This window comes from Kitasatospora sp. NPDC001132 (assembly GCF_053598415.1).
Genome location: NZ_JBSFKF010000016.1, coordinates 38,581 through 53,376, shown reverse-complemented (window position 1 = coordinate 53,376; position 14,796 = coordinate 38,581). Strand labels below are relative to the sequence as shown.

12 protein-coding genes are annotated in these 14,796 nt (G+C 72.7%); 7 read left to right on the top strand and 5 right to left on the bottom strand.

Going from position 1 to position 14,796, the window contains the following annotated elements:
• Positions 1–129: 129 nt before the first annotated feature.
• The gene (locus tag ACWDBE_RS21645; RefSeq protein ID WP_449789672.1) at positions 130–819 is read right to left on the bottom strand and encodes a 3-oxoacid CoA-transferase subunit B; all 690 of its coding nucleotides are present in this window, start codon (positions 817–819) and stop codon (positions 130–132) included.
• A 4-nt stretch (positions 820–823) separates the two neighbouring features.
• A complete protein-coding gene (locus ACWDBE_RS21640) occupies positions 824–1,585 on the bottom strand; it encodes a CoA transferase subunit A (protein ID WP_392881183.1) in 762 nt (253 codons plus the stop codon).
• A gap of 478 nt (positions 1,586–2,063) precedes the next feature.
• Between ACWDBE_RS21640 and ACWDBE_RS21635 the strand changes: the two genes are divergently transcribed.
• The 6 genes from ACWDBE_RS21635 to ACWDBE_RS21610 all read left to right on the top strand — a co-directional run bounded on the left by ACWDBE_RS21635 (position 2,064) and on the right by ACWDBE_RS21610 (position 8,148).
• On the top strand, positions 2,064–3,335 hold the full coding sequence (locus ACWDBE_RS21635; protein WP_449789671.1) for a substrate-binding domain-containing protein: 1,272 nt from the start codon (positions 2,064–2,066) through the stop codon (positions 3,333–3,335).
• A 71-nt stretch (positions 3,336–3,406) separates the two neighbouring features.
• Entirely contained in the window at positions 3,407–4,174 is a 768-nt protein-coding gene (locus tag ACWDBE_RS21630) for an ABC transporter ATP-binding protein (protein WP_449789670.1), read from the top strand.
• A 104-nt stretch (positions 4,175–4,278) separates the two neighbouring features.
• Complete coding sequence (locus tag ACWDBE_RS21625; RefSeq protein ID WP_449789669.1) at positions 4,279–5,043, top strand: ABC transporter ATP-binding protein; 765 nt, start codon at positions 4,279–4,281, stop codon at positions 5,041–5,043.
• The gene (locus ACWDBE_RS21620; RefSeq protein ID WP_402407295.1) at positions 5,043–5,909 is read left to right on the top strand and encodes a branched-chain amino acid ABC transporter permease; all 867 of its coding nucleotides are present in this window, start codon (positions 5,043–5,045) and stop codon (positions 5,907–5,909) included. The genes ACWDBE_RS21625 and ACWDBE_RS21620 overlap by 1 nt, the downstream gene beginning before the upstream one ends.
• Positions 5,910–6,145: 236 nt before the next feature.
• A complete protein-coding gene (locus ACWDBE_RS21615) occupies positions 6,146–7,246 on the top strand; it encodes a branched-chain amino acid ABC transporter permease (RefSeq protein WP_449789738.1) in 1,101 nt (366 codons plus the stop codon).
• Positions 7,243–8,148: an alpha/beta fold hydrolase gene (locus ACWDBE_RS21610; RefSeq protein WP_449808812.1), complete on the top strand. Its 906-nt coding sequence runs from the start codon at positions 7,243–7,245 to the stop codon at positions 8,146–8,148. The genes ACWDBE_RS21615 and ACWDBE_RS21610 overlap by 4 nt, the downstream gene beginning before the upstream one ends.
• A gap of 138 nt (positions 8,149–8,286) precedes the next feature.
• Here the strand turns inward: ACWDBE_RS21610 and ACWDBE_RS21605 are convergent, their stop codons facing one another.
• A complete protein-coding gene (locus tag ACWDBE_RS21605; protein WP_449789667.1) occupies positions 8,287–9,573 on the bottom strand; it encodes a hypothetical protein in 1,287 nt (428 codons plus the stop codon).
• A 495-nt stretch (positions 9,574–10,068) separates the two neighbouring features.
• Positions 10,069–10,656, bottom strand: a complete 588-nt coding sequence (locus ACWDBE_RS21600) for a DedA family protein (RefSeq protein ID WP_449789737.1) — start codon at positions 10,654–10,656, stop codon at positions 10,069–10,071.
• Positions 10,657–11,284: 628 nt separating this feature from the next.
• Here ACWDBE_RS21600 and ACWDBE_RS21595 point away from each other — a divergent pair.
• Complete coding sequence (locus ACWDBE_RS21595) at positions 11,285–12,376, top strand: LLM class flavin-dependent oxidoreductase (protein ID WP_449808811.1); 1,092 nt, start codon at positions 11,285–11,287, stop codon at positions 12,374–12,376.
• A gap of 170 nt (positions 12,377–12,546) precedes the next feature.
• Here the strand turns inward: ACWDBE_RS21595 and ACWDBE_RS21590 are convergent, their stop codons facing one another.
• On the bottom strand, positions 12,547–14,709 hold the full coding sequence (locus ACWDBE_RS21590; protein ID WP_449808810.1) for a putative bifunctional diguanylate cyclase/phosphodiesterase: 2,163 nt from the start codon (positions 14,707–14,709) through the stop codon (positions 12,547–12,549).
• Positions 14,710–14,796 lie beyond the last annotated feature (87 nt).

The following is a 14,796-nucleotide window of genomic DNA, read 5'->3' as shown; positions in this document are numbered from 1 at the left end:
CGGGGGAATCTCGGGTTCCGGGGTGGCTTGTGGGTGCTCCGCGAGTGGTCTGCTGGTGGTTCGCGGGGCAGCGGAACGGCCGGACCGTCCCTCAGGGGCGACCCGGCCGTCCGTACGGGGTCGGACTGCTCAGAGCGGGGGCAGCAGGGTGGCACCGGTCGCCGACCGGACCTCCGCGAAGTCGACGCCCGGAGCCGTCTCCACCAACCGCAGGCCCTCCGGGGTCACGTCGATCACGGCGAGGTCGGTGACGATCCGGTCCACAACTCCTCGACCGGTGGCCGGAAGTGACAGTTCCTCGACGATCTTCGGCGAGCCGTCCCGGGCGGTGTGCTCCATCACCACGATCAGCCGACGGGCCCCGTGGACCAGGTCCATCGCGCCGCCCATGCCCTTGACCATCTTGCCGGGGATCATCCAGTTGGCGAGGTCCCCGGCGGCCGACACCTGCATCGCGCCGAGTACCGAGACGTCGATCCGCCCGGCCCGGATCATGCCGAAGGAGAAGGCGGAGTCGAAGTACGAGGCGCCGGGGGCGACCGTCACCGTCTCCTTGCCGGCGTTGATCAGGTCGGCGTGCTCGGTGCCCTCTTCCGGGAACGGGCCGACGCCGAGGATGCCGTTCTCCGAGTGCAGCACCACCTCGACGCCCGGCGGGAGGTGGTTGGGGATCAGGGTCGGCAGGCCGATGCCCAGGTTCACGTACTGGCCGTCGCGCAACTCGCGGGCGGCGCGGGCGGCCAGGGCGTTGCGCGGGTCGAGGGCGGGGGCGGCCGGCGTGCCCGTGACGGGGGCGGGGTCGGCAGTCTCGATGGGCATCGGGTCAGGCCTCCTGGAGTGCGGGGCGGACGGTCCGGCGCTCGATGCGGCGGTCCTCGGGGTCGGCGGCCACCACCCGGTCGACGTACACCCCGGGCAGGTGCACCGCGTCCGGCGGGAGCTCGCCCGGTTCGACGATCCGGTCCGCCTCGACCAGGGTGATCCGGCCCGCCATCGCGCAGAGCGGGTTGAAGTTCCGGGCGGCGGCGTGGAAGACGCAGTTGCCGTGCCGGTCCGCCACCTCGGCCCGGACCAGCGCGAAGTCCGCCGTGATCGCCTCCTCCATCAGGTACCGACGGCCGCCGAACTCCCGGACCTCCTTCGGCGGGGAGGCCAGGGCCACCGAGCCGTCGGCCGCGTAGCGCCAGGGCAGCCCACCCTCCTCGATCTGGGTGCCGACCCCGGCCGGGGTGAAGAACGCCGGGATGCCGGATCCGCCCGCCCGCAGCCGCTCGGCCAGCGTGCCCTGCGGGGTCAGCTCCACCTCCAGCTCGCCGGAGAGGTACTGCCGGGCGAACTCCTTGTTCTCCCCGACGTACGAGGAGGTCATCCGGGCGATCCGGCCCGCCCGCAGCAGCAGGCCCAGCCCCCAGTCGTCCACCCCGCAGTTGTTCGAGACCACCCGCAGCCCGGTGGCACCGGAGTCCACCAGTGCGCCGATCAGCGTGCTCGGGATGCCGCAGAGGCCGAAGCCGCCGACGGCCAGGACCGCACCGTCGGGGATGTCCCCGACCGCGTCGGCGGGGGAGTCCAGGACCTTGTCCAAGGGGTCACCTCGTGAGGGAGTGGGAGGAGGGAGGAACGGAGAGCGGAGGGGTGGAGGGAGGGGAGCAGGCGGGGGACGGAAGGAAGGAGGCTGCGGGACGGAGGGGCAGGCGGAGAGGGGCGGCCGGCGGGCTCGGGAAACGCGCGGAGCCCACGGCCGTGCCAGGCCGGGCTGAGGTCCTGCCTGGGCCGGATCGGGTCGGACGCGCCGCTGGGGTGGCTGCCGCCGGACGGGCTCCGCGCCCCTCCACCGTCACCGGGCGGGGGCCGCCGTAGCCATGGCGGCTGCCCCCATGGGTGGGTGCGGATCCGTGTCGGTGGGCCACACCCACGAGCCCGGGGGACGGCGACCGGCCAACGGTATGTCGGTTGCCACCACAGCCTGGTGGGCTGATGCGTCGACCAGGCACATGTCGCTGCTCTCACCGCACACCTACGGTTCCCGCATCCACCCCGCCGCACCTCAGGAGTCGGTCACCATGCGCAGCTCGACAGCCCCCTCCAGGACCGCCTCCGGCGCCCGCCTGGGCGACTCCCTGACCGGCGGCCCGACCCGGAAGCTCGCCGCCCTCGCGGCCTGCGTCCTGCTCGCCTCGGGCTGCGCCAAGGCCGGCACGGCCGGGACGAGCGCGGCGGACGGTGGATCGAAGGGCCCGATCAAGGTCGGCCTGGTGTACTCCAAGACCGGACCGCTGGCCGCCTACGGCAAGCAGTACCTGGAGGGTTTCAAGGCCGGCCTGAGCTACGCGACCAAGGGCACCGGCGCGGTCGACGGACACAAGATCGAGTTCGAGGAGCAGGACGACGCCGGCGACCCGGCCAAGGCGGTGTCCGCCGCCAAGGACCTGATCGGCAAGGGCTACAAGGTGCTGGCCGGCTCCACCGCCTCCGGCGTGGCCCTCCAGGTCGGCCCGATCGCCGCCCAGAACAAGGTGCTCTTCATCAGCGGTCCGGCCGCGGCCGACAAGGCCACCGGGCTCAACAAGTACACCTTCCGTTCCGGCCGCCAGTCCTACCAGGACATCAAGACCGCGGCCTCGTTCGTCGGTGACGCCAAGGGCAAGAAGGTCACCGTGCTCGCTCAGGACAACGCCTTCGGCCAGGCCAACGTGGCCGCCGTGAAGGCGGTGCTCGGCGCCGAGGGCGCGACGGTCGACCAGGTGCTCGCCCCGCCGAGCGCCACCGACCTCACCCCCTTCGCCACCCAGGCCAAGACCGCCAAGCCCGACCTGCTGTTCGTCGCCTGGGCCGGCGACACCGCCTCGGCCCTGTGGACGGCGCTCAACCAGCAGGACGTGTTCGCCGACACCAAGGTCGTCACCGGCCTCGACCTGGCCGCCTCCTACCCGCTGTTCGGCCCGGCCGGCGAGAAGATCTCCTTCCTGAACCACTACTTCGACGGCGCCGCCGGCACCCCGGTGGAGAAGGCCATGACCGACGCCGTCACCGCCGCCGGGGGGAAGACGGACATCTTCACCCCGGACGGCTTCACCGCCGCCCAGATGATCGTGCACGCCGTCGAGTCCAACCACGGCTCCACCGATGACACTTCGGCCCTGGTCAAGGCCCTTGAAGGGTGGAGCTTCGACGGGGTGAAGGGGAAGACCACGGTCCGCGCCGAGGACCACGCCCTGCTCCAGCCGATGTTCCAGGCGCGGCTGACCGGCAATGGCGCCGCCGCCAAGCCCTCGGTGGAGAAGACCCTGACCGCGGACGAGGCGGCACCCCCGGTCACCCCGATGGCGGGCTGATCCCGATGTCCGCCCGTACCACCTCCACCCCTTCCGGCTCCTCCGTCGCGTCCGCCGAGTCCAGTTCGTCCGTGCGTTCCTCCGCGTCCCCCTCTCCGGTGCTGCGACTGGACGGGCTCGGCTGGGCCGTCCGCGGGGTGCCGATCGTCGAGGACGTCTCCTTCTCGGTCGGCGAAGGCGAGTTCATCGCCTTCATCGGGCCCAACGGCGCCGGCAAGACCTCCCTGTTCAACCTGATCTCTGGCATCTACCCGGCGACCCACGGCAGCCTCCACCTCGACGGTGCGGACATCACCGCCGAGGCGGTGCACGCCCGGGCCCGCCGCGGGCTCGGCCGCACCTTTCAGACCTCCTCCCTCTGGCCGGGGATGACCGTCGCCGACCATGTCCGACTGGCCGCCCAGGCGGCGGCCGGGCCGCGTGCCTCGTACCGGCTCTGGCGCCGCGCCGACCGCTACGAGCAGCAGTTGGCCGACACCTTGGAACGCACCGATCTCACCCACCGTGCGGACACCCTGGCCAGTGCGCTCTCGCACGGGGAGAAGCGCAAGCTGGAGCTGGCCGTCCTGCTGGTCTCCGAGCCCCGGCTGATCCTGCTGGACGAGCCGATGGCCGGTGTCAGCGCGGAGGAGGTGCCCGCTCTCACCGAGCTGATCCGCTCCGTGCACCGCGACCTGGGCCGGACCGTCCTGATGGTCGAGCACCACATGGACGTCCTGCTCGGCCTGGCCGACCGGCTCGCGGTGATGCACCACGGCACCCTGCTCGCCCTGGACACCCCCGAGGCCGTGATGGCCGACCCGACCGTGCAACAGGCCTACCTGGGTGAGGCGTTGTGACCTCCTCTCCGTTCTCCGCTCAGCGCACCTCTCCTTCGGCGCGCTCCGTCTCATCGTCGGCCGCTGCCGCTGCCGATCCCCTCCTCTCCGTTCGCGATCTGCGGGTGGTCATCGACGGGCTGCACATCCTGCACGGCGTCGACTTCGACGTGGCCCCCGCCGGGGTGACCGCACTCCTGGGCCGCAACGGCGCCGGCAAGACCACCACCGTCAAGGCCGTCATGGGCCTGGTGCCGCGCACCGGAAGCATCCGGCTCTCCGGTGCCGAACTCTCCTCCCTTCCGACGCATCTGGTCGTTCGGCATGGCATCGGGTACGCACCCGAGGATCGGGGGATCTTCGCCGGCCTGACGGTCGCCGAGAACCTCCGCCTCGCCGAGCGCGCCGCCGGGAGCGGGAGCGGGAGCGAGGCCGGTGAGCCGAATTACGCGCTCGTCCACGAGCTCTTCCCCGAACTCAAAAAGCGGGCCGGCCAGTTGGCCGGGACGCTCTCCGGTGGCCAGCAGCAGATGGTGGCGATCGGCCGGACGCTGCTCAACCGCAACCGGTTGATCATCGCCGACGAGCCCACCAAGGGCCTGGCCCCGAAGATCGTCGCCGAGGTGGCCGAGGTGCTGGCGCGTGCGGCCGAGGCCGTGCCCGTCCTGCTGGTCGAGCAGAACCTCGCCCTCGTCCGCCGACTGGCCGGCACCTGTGCCGTCCTGGCCGACGGTCGCACCGCCCACCGCGGTGACACCGCCGAGCTGTTGGCTGACGAGGAAGCCGCCCGCCGCCTGCTCGGCGTCGGCTCCCGCCACCCGCTCGCCGGCGGGCCCCGGCCCGCCTCCTCCCCGGCCGCCCCTGTCGTCACCGCCGAGGTGAAGCCCTGATGGACACCGTCGTCCTCCTTTTCTGTACCGGACTCGGTCTCGGTGCGCTGTACTTCCTGGTCGCCTCCGGTCTGTCGCTGATCTTCGGTCTGATGGACGTGCTCAACTTCGCGCACGGCGCCCTGCTCTCCATCGGCGCCTACGCCACCTGGTGGGCCGGCACCGAGGCCGGCTTCTCCTTCTGGCTCGCAGTGCCGTTCGGCACCCTGGTCGGAACGGCCGCCGCCGTCCTGCTGGAGCTCTTCCTGATCCGGCCCCTCTACAGCCGCCCACGCGACCAGATCCTCGCCACCGTCGGGGTCGGGCTTGCCGTACCCGCCCTGCTGATGGGGATCTGGGGGGCGGACTCCCGCCCCTTCCCCCAGCCGGAGCTGCTGTCCGGCACCTGGCACGTGCTCGGTGCGACCGTCCCGGTCAACCGCTTCGTGCTGGTGGCCGCCGCCGCCCTGCTGCTGCTCGCTCTTCGGTTGTTCCTCGCCCGCACCCGCTACGGGCTGATCGTCCGGGCCGGCGTCGAGGACCGGGCGATGGTCACCGCGCTCGGCATCGACGTCCGGAAGGCGTTCACCCTCGTCTTCGCCCTCGGCGGGGCTGCCGCCGCCCTCGGTGGCGCCCTCGGGGGCCTCTACTTCGGTTCGGTCAACCCCGGCCAGGGGACCGGCCTGCTCATCTTCGCCTTCGTCGTCGTGGTCATGGGCGGCATGGGCTCCGTGACCGGAGCCGCCGTCGCCTCGGTGGGCGTCGGCCTCGTCCAGCAGTTCGCCAACTACTACACCGGCGCCGGGCTCGGCGACCTCTCGGTCGTCGTCCTGCTCGCCGTGCTGCTTCTCGTCCGACCCCGTGGACTCACCGGGAGGCTCGCGTGAGCGCCGAAACACCGATCACGAGCACCGGTGGTCCTGCGGCCGGCCGCAGCGCCACCCGTCCGACAGGGGGGACTGACACCAGCCCTGCCGTGACCACCATGCCGGCAGAGGGGACTGACACCAGCTCCGCCGACACCGCCACTGTGACAAGGGGGACTGACACCGGCCTTGCCGAGACCCATTGTGAACACAAGGCCGAGTCCGGCGCCATCCCTCGAACAGGTGATTCGGTCACTATTCGTTGGACAGGAGTGCACAGAGCGCTACGCTGGTGGCCGATCGCTCTGCTGATCACGCTCCTTGTCGCCCCATATAGTGCGCTTCCCGTCCCGGGACTGCTCGACGGCCCGCTCGGCAGCCCCGGAAGCCTCCAACTGATAGCCCTGTGCCTGCTCTACGGGGGCCTCGCCACCGGTTACGACCTCCTGCTCGGTCGGACCGGACTGCTCTCCTTCGGCCACGCGCTCTACTTCGCGACCGGCCTCTACGCCACCGACCTCGGCATGCTGGAGCTGCAACTGCCGTTCGCCGCCGCCGCGGTGTTCGGCGTCGCCTGCTCCGTTCTGCTGGCCCTGCTGCTCGGCTCGGTCAGCCTGCGCGTCACCGGCATCGGCTTCTCCATGGTCACCCTCGCCTTCGCCCAGGCCGGCTCGATCCTCGTCCAGCGCAACCCCGGTGGCGCCACCGGTGGCGAGGAGGGCCGCTCAGCCCCGGCCGAGCTGCTGCCCTCCGGTCTGCTCGGGATCGAGAACACCGCCAACCTCTACTGGATCGCCGTCGGTTACCTGGTGCTGACGGTCGCCGCGGTCCACTGGGCCGTCAAGTCGCCCATGGGCCGGGTCTGGGAGGGCATCAAGGAGAACGAGCGCCGGGTCGAGGTGCTCGGACTGCGGCCCTACGGCTACAAGTTGGTCGCCTTCGTGCTGTCCGGCGGGCTCGCCGGCCTGGGCGGGGTGGTCTACCTGCTGCTGACCGGTGGCGCCACCCCGCAGGCCGCCACCTCGGACGCCACGCTCGCGCTCCTGGTCATGGTCGTCCTCGGCGGCTCCGGCACCCGCTGGGGGCCCCTGCTCGGTGGTGTGCTGTACACCTGGGCGAGCCACCGGCTCGGCGACCTCGCCAACTCGTCGACCGTGGCCGACCTGCCGGCGGTGCTGAAGGTGCCGCTCTCCCAACCCCTGTTCCTGCTGGGCACCCTGTTCGTCGCCGTGGTCTACTTGCTGCCCGGCGGCCTGGCCAGACTGCCTGCCCGCATCCGGTCCGCCCGGTCCGCGCGCTCAGCTCCGGCGCCGACCGGCCTCGGAACCGCCCACCCCACCGGAGGTACCCCCGCGTGAGCCAGTCGCCGCTGAAGCCCGAGGAGTTGACCGTCCCCGTGCCCGGCGGGGACCTCGCCGTCCTGCGCTGGCCCGCCGACGACCCGCAGGCCCCGACGATCGTGGCGGTGCACGGCATCACCGCCAACGGCCTCGCCTGGTACGAGGTAGCCCGCCGGCTCGCCGGTCGGGTCACCCTGCTCGCGCCCGACCTGCGGGGCCGCGGCGCGAGCCGCTCGGTCGCCGGACCGTACGGGCTGGCCCGGCACGCCGACGACGTGGCCGCGCTGATCGGCGCCCTGGGCTCGGGGCCCGTCACGGTGGTCGGCCACTCGATGGGGGCCTGGGTCACCGCGCTGGCCGCCGTCCGGCATCCCGACCTGGTCCGTCGCGTCCTGCTGGTCGACGGAGCGGTCACCTTCCCACTGCCGCAGGGCGTTCGCGAGGAGGACGCCCTGGCCGCCGTGCTCGGCCCCGCGCTGGCCCGGCTGTCCACGACCTTTCCGGACCGGGACGCCTACCGGGAGTTCTGGCGCGGCCACCCCGCCTTCGCCGGCGAGTGGACCGAGGGGATCGACGCCTACACCCAGCGAGACCTCGTCGGCACGGAGCCCGAACTGCGCTCCTCCTGCGTGCTGGAGGCGGTGCAGACCGACGGTGCCCAGGTCCTGCTGGACGAGGACGCGGCAGCCGCCGTGCACCGGCTGCCCTGCCCGGCCGACCTGCTCTGGGCCGAGCGCGGTCTGCTCGACGAGCCGCAGGGCCTCTACGACCACGAGCGGATCGGGCTGGCCCGGCTGGACCAGGAGCGGGTGTCCGCCGTGCCGGTGCCGGGCACCAACCACTACTCGATCCTCTGGGGTGAGGCAGGGGCGGACCGCATCGTCCGCATCCTGCTCGCGGACGCCCCCGTCGCCGGCTAGCGCTGGCCGCCCGCCGCCGGGTAGCCGCCCGGCCCAGGGAACCGACCGGGACGACAACGGCCGGCGGGGGCCGAACCCCCGCCGGCCGCCGGCGGCGCGGCCGACGGCGCCAAGGGCGTCCGCCCTCGGCGCGGTGCGTCAGCCCGCCGTGCCGAGGAAGCTCTCCCAGCCGCCGGCCGGCGCCTGGCCGACATTGAGCGAGCGCAGCTTGCGCAGGGTGGACTGGTCCTGCACCTCCAGCCACTCGACCAGCTGCTTGAAGGAGACCAGCCGGACGTCGGGCTTGCCCGCGATGGCCTTGAGGGCCTCCTCGACGGCGTCCATGTAGATGCCGCCGTTCCACTGCTCGAAGTGGTTGCCGACGAAGAACGGCGCGCGGTTGCTGTTGTACGCCCGCTCGAAGCCCGCCAGGTAGGAGTTGGTGGCCTGGGTGCGCCACTCGCCGTACATGGCCGGGTCGCCCTTGGTGCTGCCCTTGGACTGGTTGGCCAGGATGTTGTAGTCCATCGACAGGACCTGGAAGTTGTGCCCGGGGAACGGGATGGACTGCAGCGGGAAGTCCCAGATCTTGCCGTCCTGCACCTTCTGCGGCCATATCTGGAGGCCGCCCGAGGAGCTGGCGTCGTACTTCCAGCCCAGGTTGGCGATGGTCGGCAGCAGCGCCTTCTGGCCCTCCAGGCACGGGGTGCGGCCGCCGATGAGCTCCTTCTTGTAGTCGAAGGGGAGCGGGTCGACGTCGGTGAAGCCGGTGTTGGTCCGCCACTGGGTGACGAAGCCGATCGCCTGGTCGATCTCGCTCTGCCAGTCCTCGGGGGTCCACACGTTGACCCCGTTCTTGTCCGGACGGCTGGAGCAGAAGTGCCCGTTGAAGTGGGTGCCTATCTCGTGCCCGGCCAGCCAGGCCTGGCTGATGAGCTTGAGCGTGCTCTTCACCGCGCCGTCCGACAGGTACGGGATGTCGGAGGCGCCGACCGAGTGCTTCGGCGGGTGGTACAGGTCGGCCTTGCCCTTGGGCAGGGCGTAGATGCCCGAGAGGAAGAAGGTCATCGTGGCCTTGTACTGCTCCGCCAGCTTCAGGAAGCGGGGGAACTGGCCGTCCTCGGTGCCGCCCGCGCCGTCCCAGGAGAAGACCACGAACTGCGGCGGCCGCTCGCCCGGCTTGAGCTTCTCGGGCTTGGGCTGGTTCGGCTGCGGGCCGGTGTCCGCGTTGGAGCCGTCGCCGATCGGGGTGCCCTTGGGCACCACCGCCCGGGTGGGGTCGGCGGTGCCGCCCTGGGTCGTGCTCGCGCCGCCGGAATCCTGGGAGGTGGCGGGGGAGCCCTTTCCGCCCGAACCGGATCCGCCGCTGGAACAGGCTGTGACCGCGCCGAGGGCTGCGGTCGCCGCGGTCGCACTGAGCACCGTCCTGCGCGAGATGCTGGTCATGGTCTCCCCTGGGTGCCGACGCCGGTGGTGAGGGCGGCCCGCAGCCGCACCGGTCAAATCGGGCGATTGATGATTATTTCGCCGTTAGCTTGTCATGTCGCCACAGCAGTCACCAAGGTCGCCGAGCGCTGACGACTCTCAACACGCCGGGCGTGACCGGCTGGGCTGCGGGGATGCGTCGACTGTTGCCGTCCTGTGACGCTTCCCACCCCTTGCGGCCCGGTCAGTACGGTACCGCCGGTCGGTCCGCACTCCGGTGGAGTTCGTCTGCGTTCGGCCCGCTTGGTCGCCCTTTTGGGAAAACTTTTGCCCCTTGCTGGGCTGGGGCGGCCCGAGGCCCGCCAAGGGGCACTGCCGGACGGACCGGGCGGAGCGGCGGAGCGGATCGGCTGGAAAGGAGCAGGGCCGGCCGGACGTTGATGGGCCGGCCGGACGTTGATGGGCCGGCCGGACGTGGACGGGCCGGTCGGTCGGCGACGGCTGCCGGGCGGACCGTCAGAGCGCGGCGAGCCGGCGGGTGCGGCGCACCATGCGCGCGATCGCGGTGCTGATGGCGGTGGCCGCCGCGCAGGAGACCACGAGGCTCAGCCAGGCGGTGTTGAACCAGTGGCTGTTCAGCCAGCCCAGCGTCACGATGTAGGCGGCCCAGACCATCGCCGCCAGCGCCGACCAGTGCAGGAACCGGTGCGGATGGGCGGGGGAGTGGCCGATGGCCAAGTCGAGGACGGTCCGCCCGGCCGGGACGAACCGCGCGATCACCACCATCGCGGCGGCCGCTCCGTGGGGGCGTTCGACCAGGGCCTCTTGGACCCGGGTCACGCTGGCCGCCAGTTTCGGGCGCCGGGCGAGCCGGCGGTGCAGCACCGGGGCACCGCGCCGGGCCAGGTTGAGCAGCAGGAGGTCGCCCAGGAAGGAGGCCAGCGCCACGCCCAGTCCGAGCATCAGGGGCGCGCCGTTGACCTGGGAGGTCTTGAGTACGGCCAGGATGACCAGCGTCCCGCTGGGGATGAACGGAAGGAGGGCGTCACCGAGCACGGCGACGAGCGCCAGCGCGCAGATCCACGAGGATCCGATCGCCGCCACGAAGTTCAAGGCCCTTTACTCCCTCCACGCCTCCCGGAGGAGCAGGTGGCTGCAGGGGTCAACGCTAGCGCCTCGACCTTTCATGGCATGAAGCACCCCGGTATGGGATGGATCACGGCTGTTGATTCCGGCCGCGCCGCGAGGTGGCGAACCGTCCGTCCGAGCCGTCCGGGGCGTGCGGCACCCGGGCGGCGGAAGGCCCCCGGAACCCGAACGAGCCCCCGGGGCGGGGTGCCGCGCCGAGGGCTCGCAGTGATCGTCCGGTACTGGTCCAGCCCGACGATCTTGCTGGTGGAGTGCGGATCCCGCTCCGGCGACCCGCTCCTGGTCCCCAGCCTGCCGGACATCGGCCCCCGCCGCGAGCGCCGGCACTGGCGACTTCCGGCGCTGGCGGGAAGTCGCCAGTCGTGTTCGCCCGCTGGCTCTGCGTCAGTCGAAGGGTCGGTCGGACTTCGCGCGAAATGGCCGGAATCCACCTGGACCCTGGCCGGACGGCACCCCGGGGGCGGGAACAGCGGGCCGCCTGCCGTGGTTGACCCCGGTCGGCGACAGCGACCGGCGGGCCCACCCGGGCCGCGCGGTCACCACGACGGCCGGCTCAAGGACGGCAGCCAGGAGGGCGGACGGGATGACCACCGAGGACCAGCAGGAGCACGGGACCGGGCCGACGGCCGGCGCGGCGATCCGGGGCACCGCCCGCGGAACGGCACCCGCTCCGCTCTCGATCCTCGACCTGGCCACCGTCGGCGTCGGCCACACGCCCGCCGAGGCCCTCGCCGCCACCACCGAACTGGCCCGCCGGGCCGAGCAGTGGGGCTACCACCGCTTCTGGGTGGCCGAGCACCACGGCATGCCCGGGGTGGCCAGTTCCACCCCGGCCGTCCTGCTCGCCCACCTCGGGGCCAACACCACGACGCTGCGGCTCGGCTCCGGCGGCGTCATGCTCCCCAACCACGCCCCGCTGGCCATCGCCGAGCAGTTCGGACTGCTGGAGGCCCTGCACCCCGGGCGGATCGACCTCGGACTCGGCCGCGCCCCGGGCACCGATCCGGCCACCGCCCGGGCGCTGCGCCGAGGCCTCACCGAAGGCGCGGACGACTTCCCCCAGCAGCTCGCCGAGCTGACCCACTTCCTCGACGGCGACTTCCCGGACGGCCACCCGTACGCCCGGCTGACCGCCGTCCCCAAGGGCGAGGGCCGCCCGCCGGTCTGGCTGCTCGGCTCCTCCGGCTTCAGCGCCCAGCTTGCGGGCCGTCTGGGCCTCCCGTTCGCCTTCGCCCACCACTTCAGCAGCGCCAACACCATCCCGGCGCTGGACCTCTACCGGTCGTCCTTCCGCCCCTCCGCCGTGCTCGCCGAGCCGTACGCGCTGATCGGCGTGAGCGCGGTGGCCGCCGACGACGAGCCCTCGGCCCGGCGCCTCGCCCGCTCCGCGGCCCTCGGCATGCTCCGCCTGCGGCGCGGCAACCCCGGCCCGATCCCCACCCCGGAGGAGGCCGAGGAGTACCCGTACAGCCCGGTCGAGGCGGACTTCATCGACAGTTGGCTCGACAACGTCGTGCTCGGTGACCCGGGCCGGGTCGCCGACGGACTGGAGGCGCTGCGCAAGCGGACCGGCGTGAACGAGCTGATGGTCACCTCGCACATCCACGGCCACGAGGCCCGCCTGCGCTCCTACGGCCTGATCGCCGAGGCGTACGGCCTGACGGCGACGGCCTGATCGCCGAGGCGTACCGAGTGATGGCGACGGCCTGATCGGCCGGCGGGCACGGTCCACACGGTGCCGGTCCGTGCCACTCGGTCCGTCCAGCCCCAGCCCTCAGCCCCCGGCTTCCGGCCCCCGGTTCCCCGGCCCCGGGCCCCCGCAGCTACCGGCGGGCCACCGGCGGGCTACCGGCGGCCCAGGGCGGGGCGGCCCTCGCGGAGTATGGCCGCGACCAGTTCGGCCTCGCCGGGACGGGCGAAGTACCAGCCCTGGGCGGTGTCGCAGCCGGTCAGCCGCAGGCGCTCGGCCTGGGCGGCACTCTCGATGCCCTCGGCGGTGACGGTCAGGCCGAGGGTGTGGGCGAGCTGCACCATCGCGCCGACGATCTGCTCGTCCGCGTCGCTGCGGCGGGCGCCGAGTTCCGGGCGGCCGGGGCGGTCCGTCGGGGCGGGCTCGCGGAAGCCCTCGATGAAGCTGCCATCGAGCTTGAGTACGTGCACCGGCAGCCGGGAGAGGTAGGCCAGATTGGAGTAGCCGGTGCCGAAGTCGTCGATCGCGATCCGCACGCCCATGTCGGCGAGCGCCTGGAGGGCCTGGAGCGGGCGGCCGCCGGGGCCGAGCAGGGCGCTCTCGGTGATCTCCAGCTGGAGGAGCCGGGCCGGCAGGCCGGTGCGTTCGAGGGCCCGGGCGACATCGGCGACGATGTCGGAGTCCCAGATCTGGCGGGCGGCCAGGTTGACGCTCACGAAGGTCTCGGTCTCGGGGAACTCGGCGAGCCACCGCCGGGCCTGGCGGCAGGACTCCTCCAGCACCCAGGTCCCGAGCGGCACGATCGCGCCGGTCTCCTCGGCGAGCGGGATGAAGCGGTCCGGGGAGAGCGTCCCGTAACGGGGGTGGCGCCAGCGGACCAGCGCCTCGGCGCCGTGCACCGTGCCGTCGGCCAGGCCGACCAGCGGCTGGTACTCGATGGTGAACTCGCCGCGCTCCAGGGCCGGGCGCAGCGAGGTGGCGAGCAGTTGCCGGGTGAGCTGGTGGGCGCCGCGGTCCGGGTCGTAGAGGGTCCAGCGGGCGCGGCCGTCGGCCTTGGACCAGTAGAGCGTGGCGTCGGCGTCCTTGACCAGGTCGGTCGGGGTGGTCTCGTGCACGGACCGCTCGACCACGCCCACGCTGGCGGTGATCACCAACCGGTGCCCGGCGACGTCGAAGGGACGTTCCAGCGCCTCCAGGATCCGGGCGGCCAGCTCGGTCAGCTGCTCGCTGCCCAGGCTGTCGGTGACCAGGACGGCGAACTCGTCGCCGCCCATCCGGGCCACCAGGTGGGTGTCGCGCCCGTCGAACTCGCGCCGCAGCCGGGTGGCGACGGCGATCAGCAGCTGGTCGCCGATGTGGTGGCCGAGCGCCTCGTTGATCGCCGCGAAGCCGTCGATGTCCAGGTAGCAGACCCCGACCCGGCGGTCGTCCGCGGCGGCTGCGGCGACCGGGCCGGGCTGGTCGGTCGGTGCGAGGCAGGCGGCGTCGAGCCGCTCGAAGAAGTACGCCCGGTTGGGCAGCCGGGTCAGGGGGTCGTGCAGGGCCTGGTACTCCAGCCGGTCGCCGAGCCGGCGCTGTTCGGTGATGTCCTCCACCAGCGCGAGGGTGTAGAGCGGATCACCGGCGCCGTCCCGGATCAGCGAGACGGTGACCTTGCTCCAGACGGTGTGGCCCTCGCGGTGCTTGAGCAGCTTCTCCACGCGGAACCGTTCCCGCTCCCCGCGGACGAGTTCGGCGAAGAGCCGGTCCGGCATGCCCTCCGGGTCGATGATCTCGTGCAGGTGGGTGCGGACCAGGTCGCCGACGCCCCGTCCGATCAGGGCGGCGAAGGCGGGGTTGACCTCGATGATGCGGTCCTCGGCGTCGATCAGGGCCATGCCGATGACGGCGTCGCAGAAGGCGGCCCGGAACCGGGACTCGCTGGCCCGCAGCGCGGCCAGCAGCCGGTCGGCGCCGATGCCCTCCTGGCCGGTACCGGTGTCCGCCCGACCGGTACGGCCGTCGGCCCGGCCGGTGCCGTCGCCCTCTCGGTCCGTACGGCCGTCGGTCCGGCCGGTGCCGCCGGTGAGCCACCGGTCCCGGTGGGTGTCGCCGGTGAGCGGGGCCGAGCAGGTGGGGCAGAGCAGCAGGTCGGGTTCCGCGAGGGTCCCGCAGAGGGTGCCGGCTCCCGATGGGGCACCCGCGGCTCCGGGGACGGGCCCGCCAGGGGATCCGGCGGCCGGTTCCAGGACCGGTGAGGCGAGGTGGCGGTGGCGCGGTGATTCCGTGTGCCGCACGCCGGGGTGGTGTGCGTCGGCCCCCTCGTTCTGGCCCGGCACGGCATGCTCCCGTCCGCTGCTGACGCTTGACGATGGTCCGGCCGGCCAGTCGGGGACCCGGCGGCCGGCTCCGCACTCTGTCGTGGT

Bases quoted from the DNA above. Each gene is read 5' to 3' on its own strand.
- ACWDBE_RS21645 (WP_449789672.1), bottom strand. From the start codon at position 819: ATGCCCATCGAGACTGCCGACCCCGCCCCCGTCACGGGCACGCCGGCC.
- ACWDBE_RS21635 (WP_449789671.1), top strand. From the start codon at position 2,064: ATGCGCAGCTCGACAGCCCCCTCCAGGACCGCCTCCGGCGCCCGCCTG.
- ACWDBE_RS21620 (WP_402407295.1), top strand. From the start codon at position 5,043: ATGGACACCGTCGTCCTCCTTTTCTGTACCGGACTCGGTCTCGGTGCG.
- ACWDBE_RS21605 (WP_449789667.1), bottom strand. From the start codon at position 9,573: ATGACCAGCATCTCGCGCAGGACGGTGCTCAGTGCGACCGCGGCGACC.
- ACWDBE_RS21595 (WP_449808811.1), top strand. From the start codon at position 11,285: ATGACCACCGAGGACCAGCAGGAGCACGGGACCGGGCCGACGGCCGGC.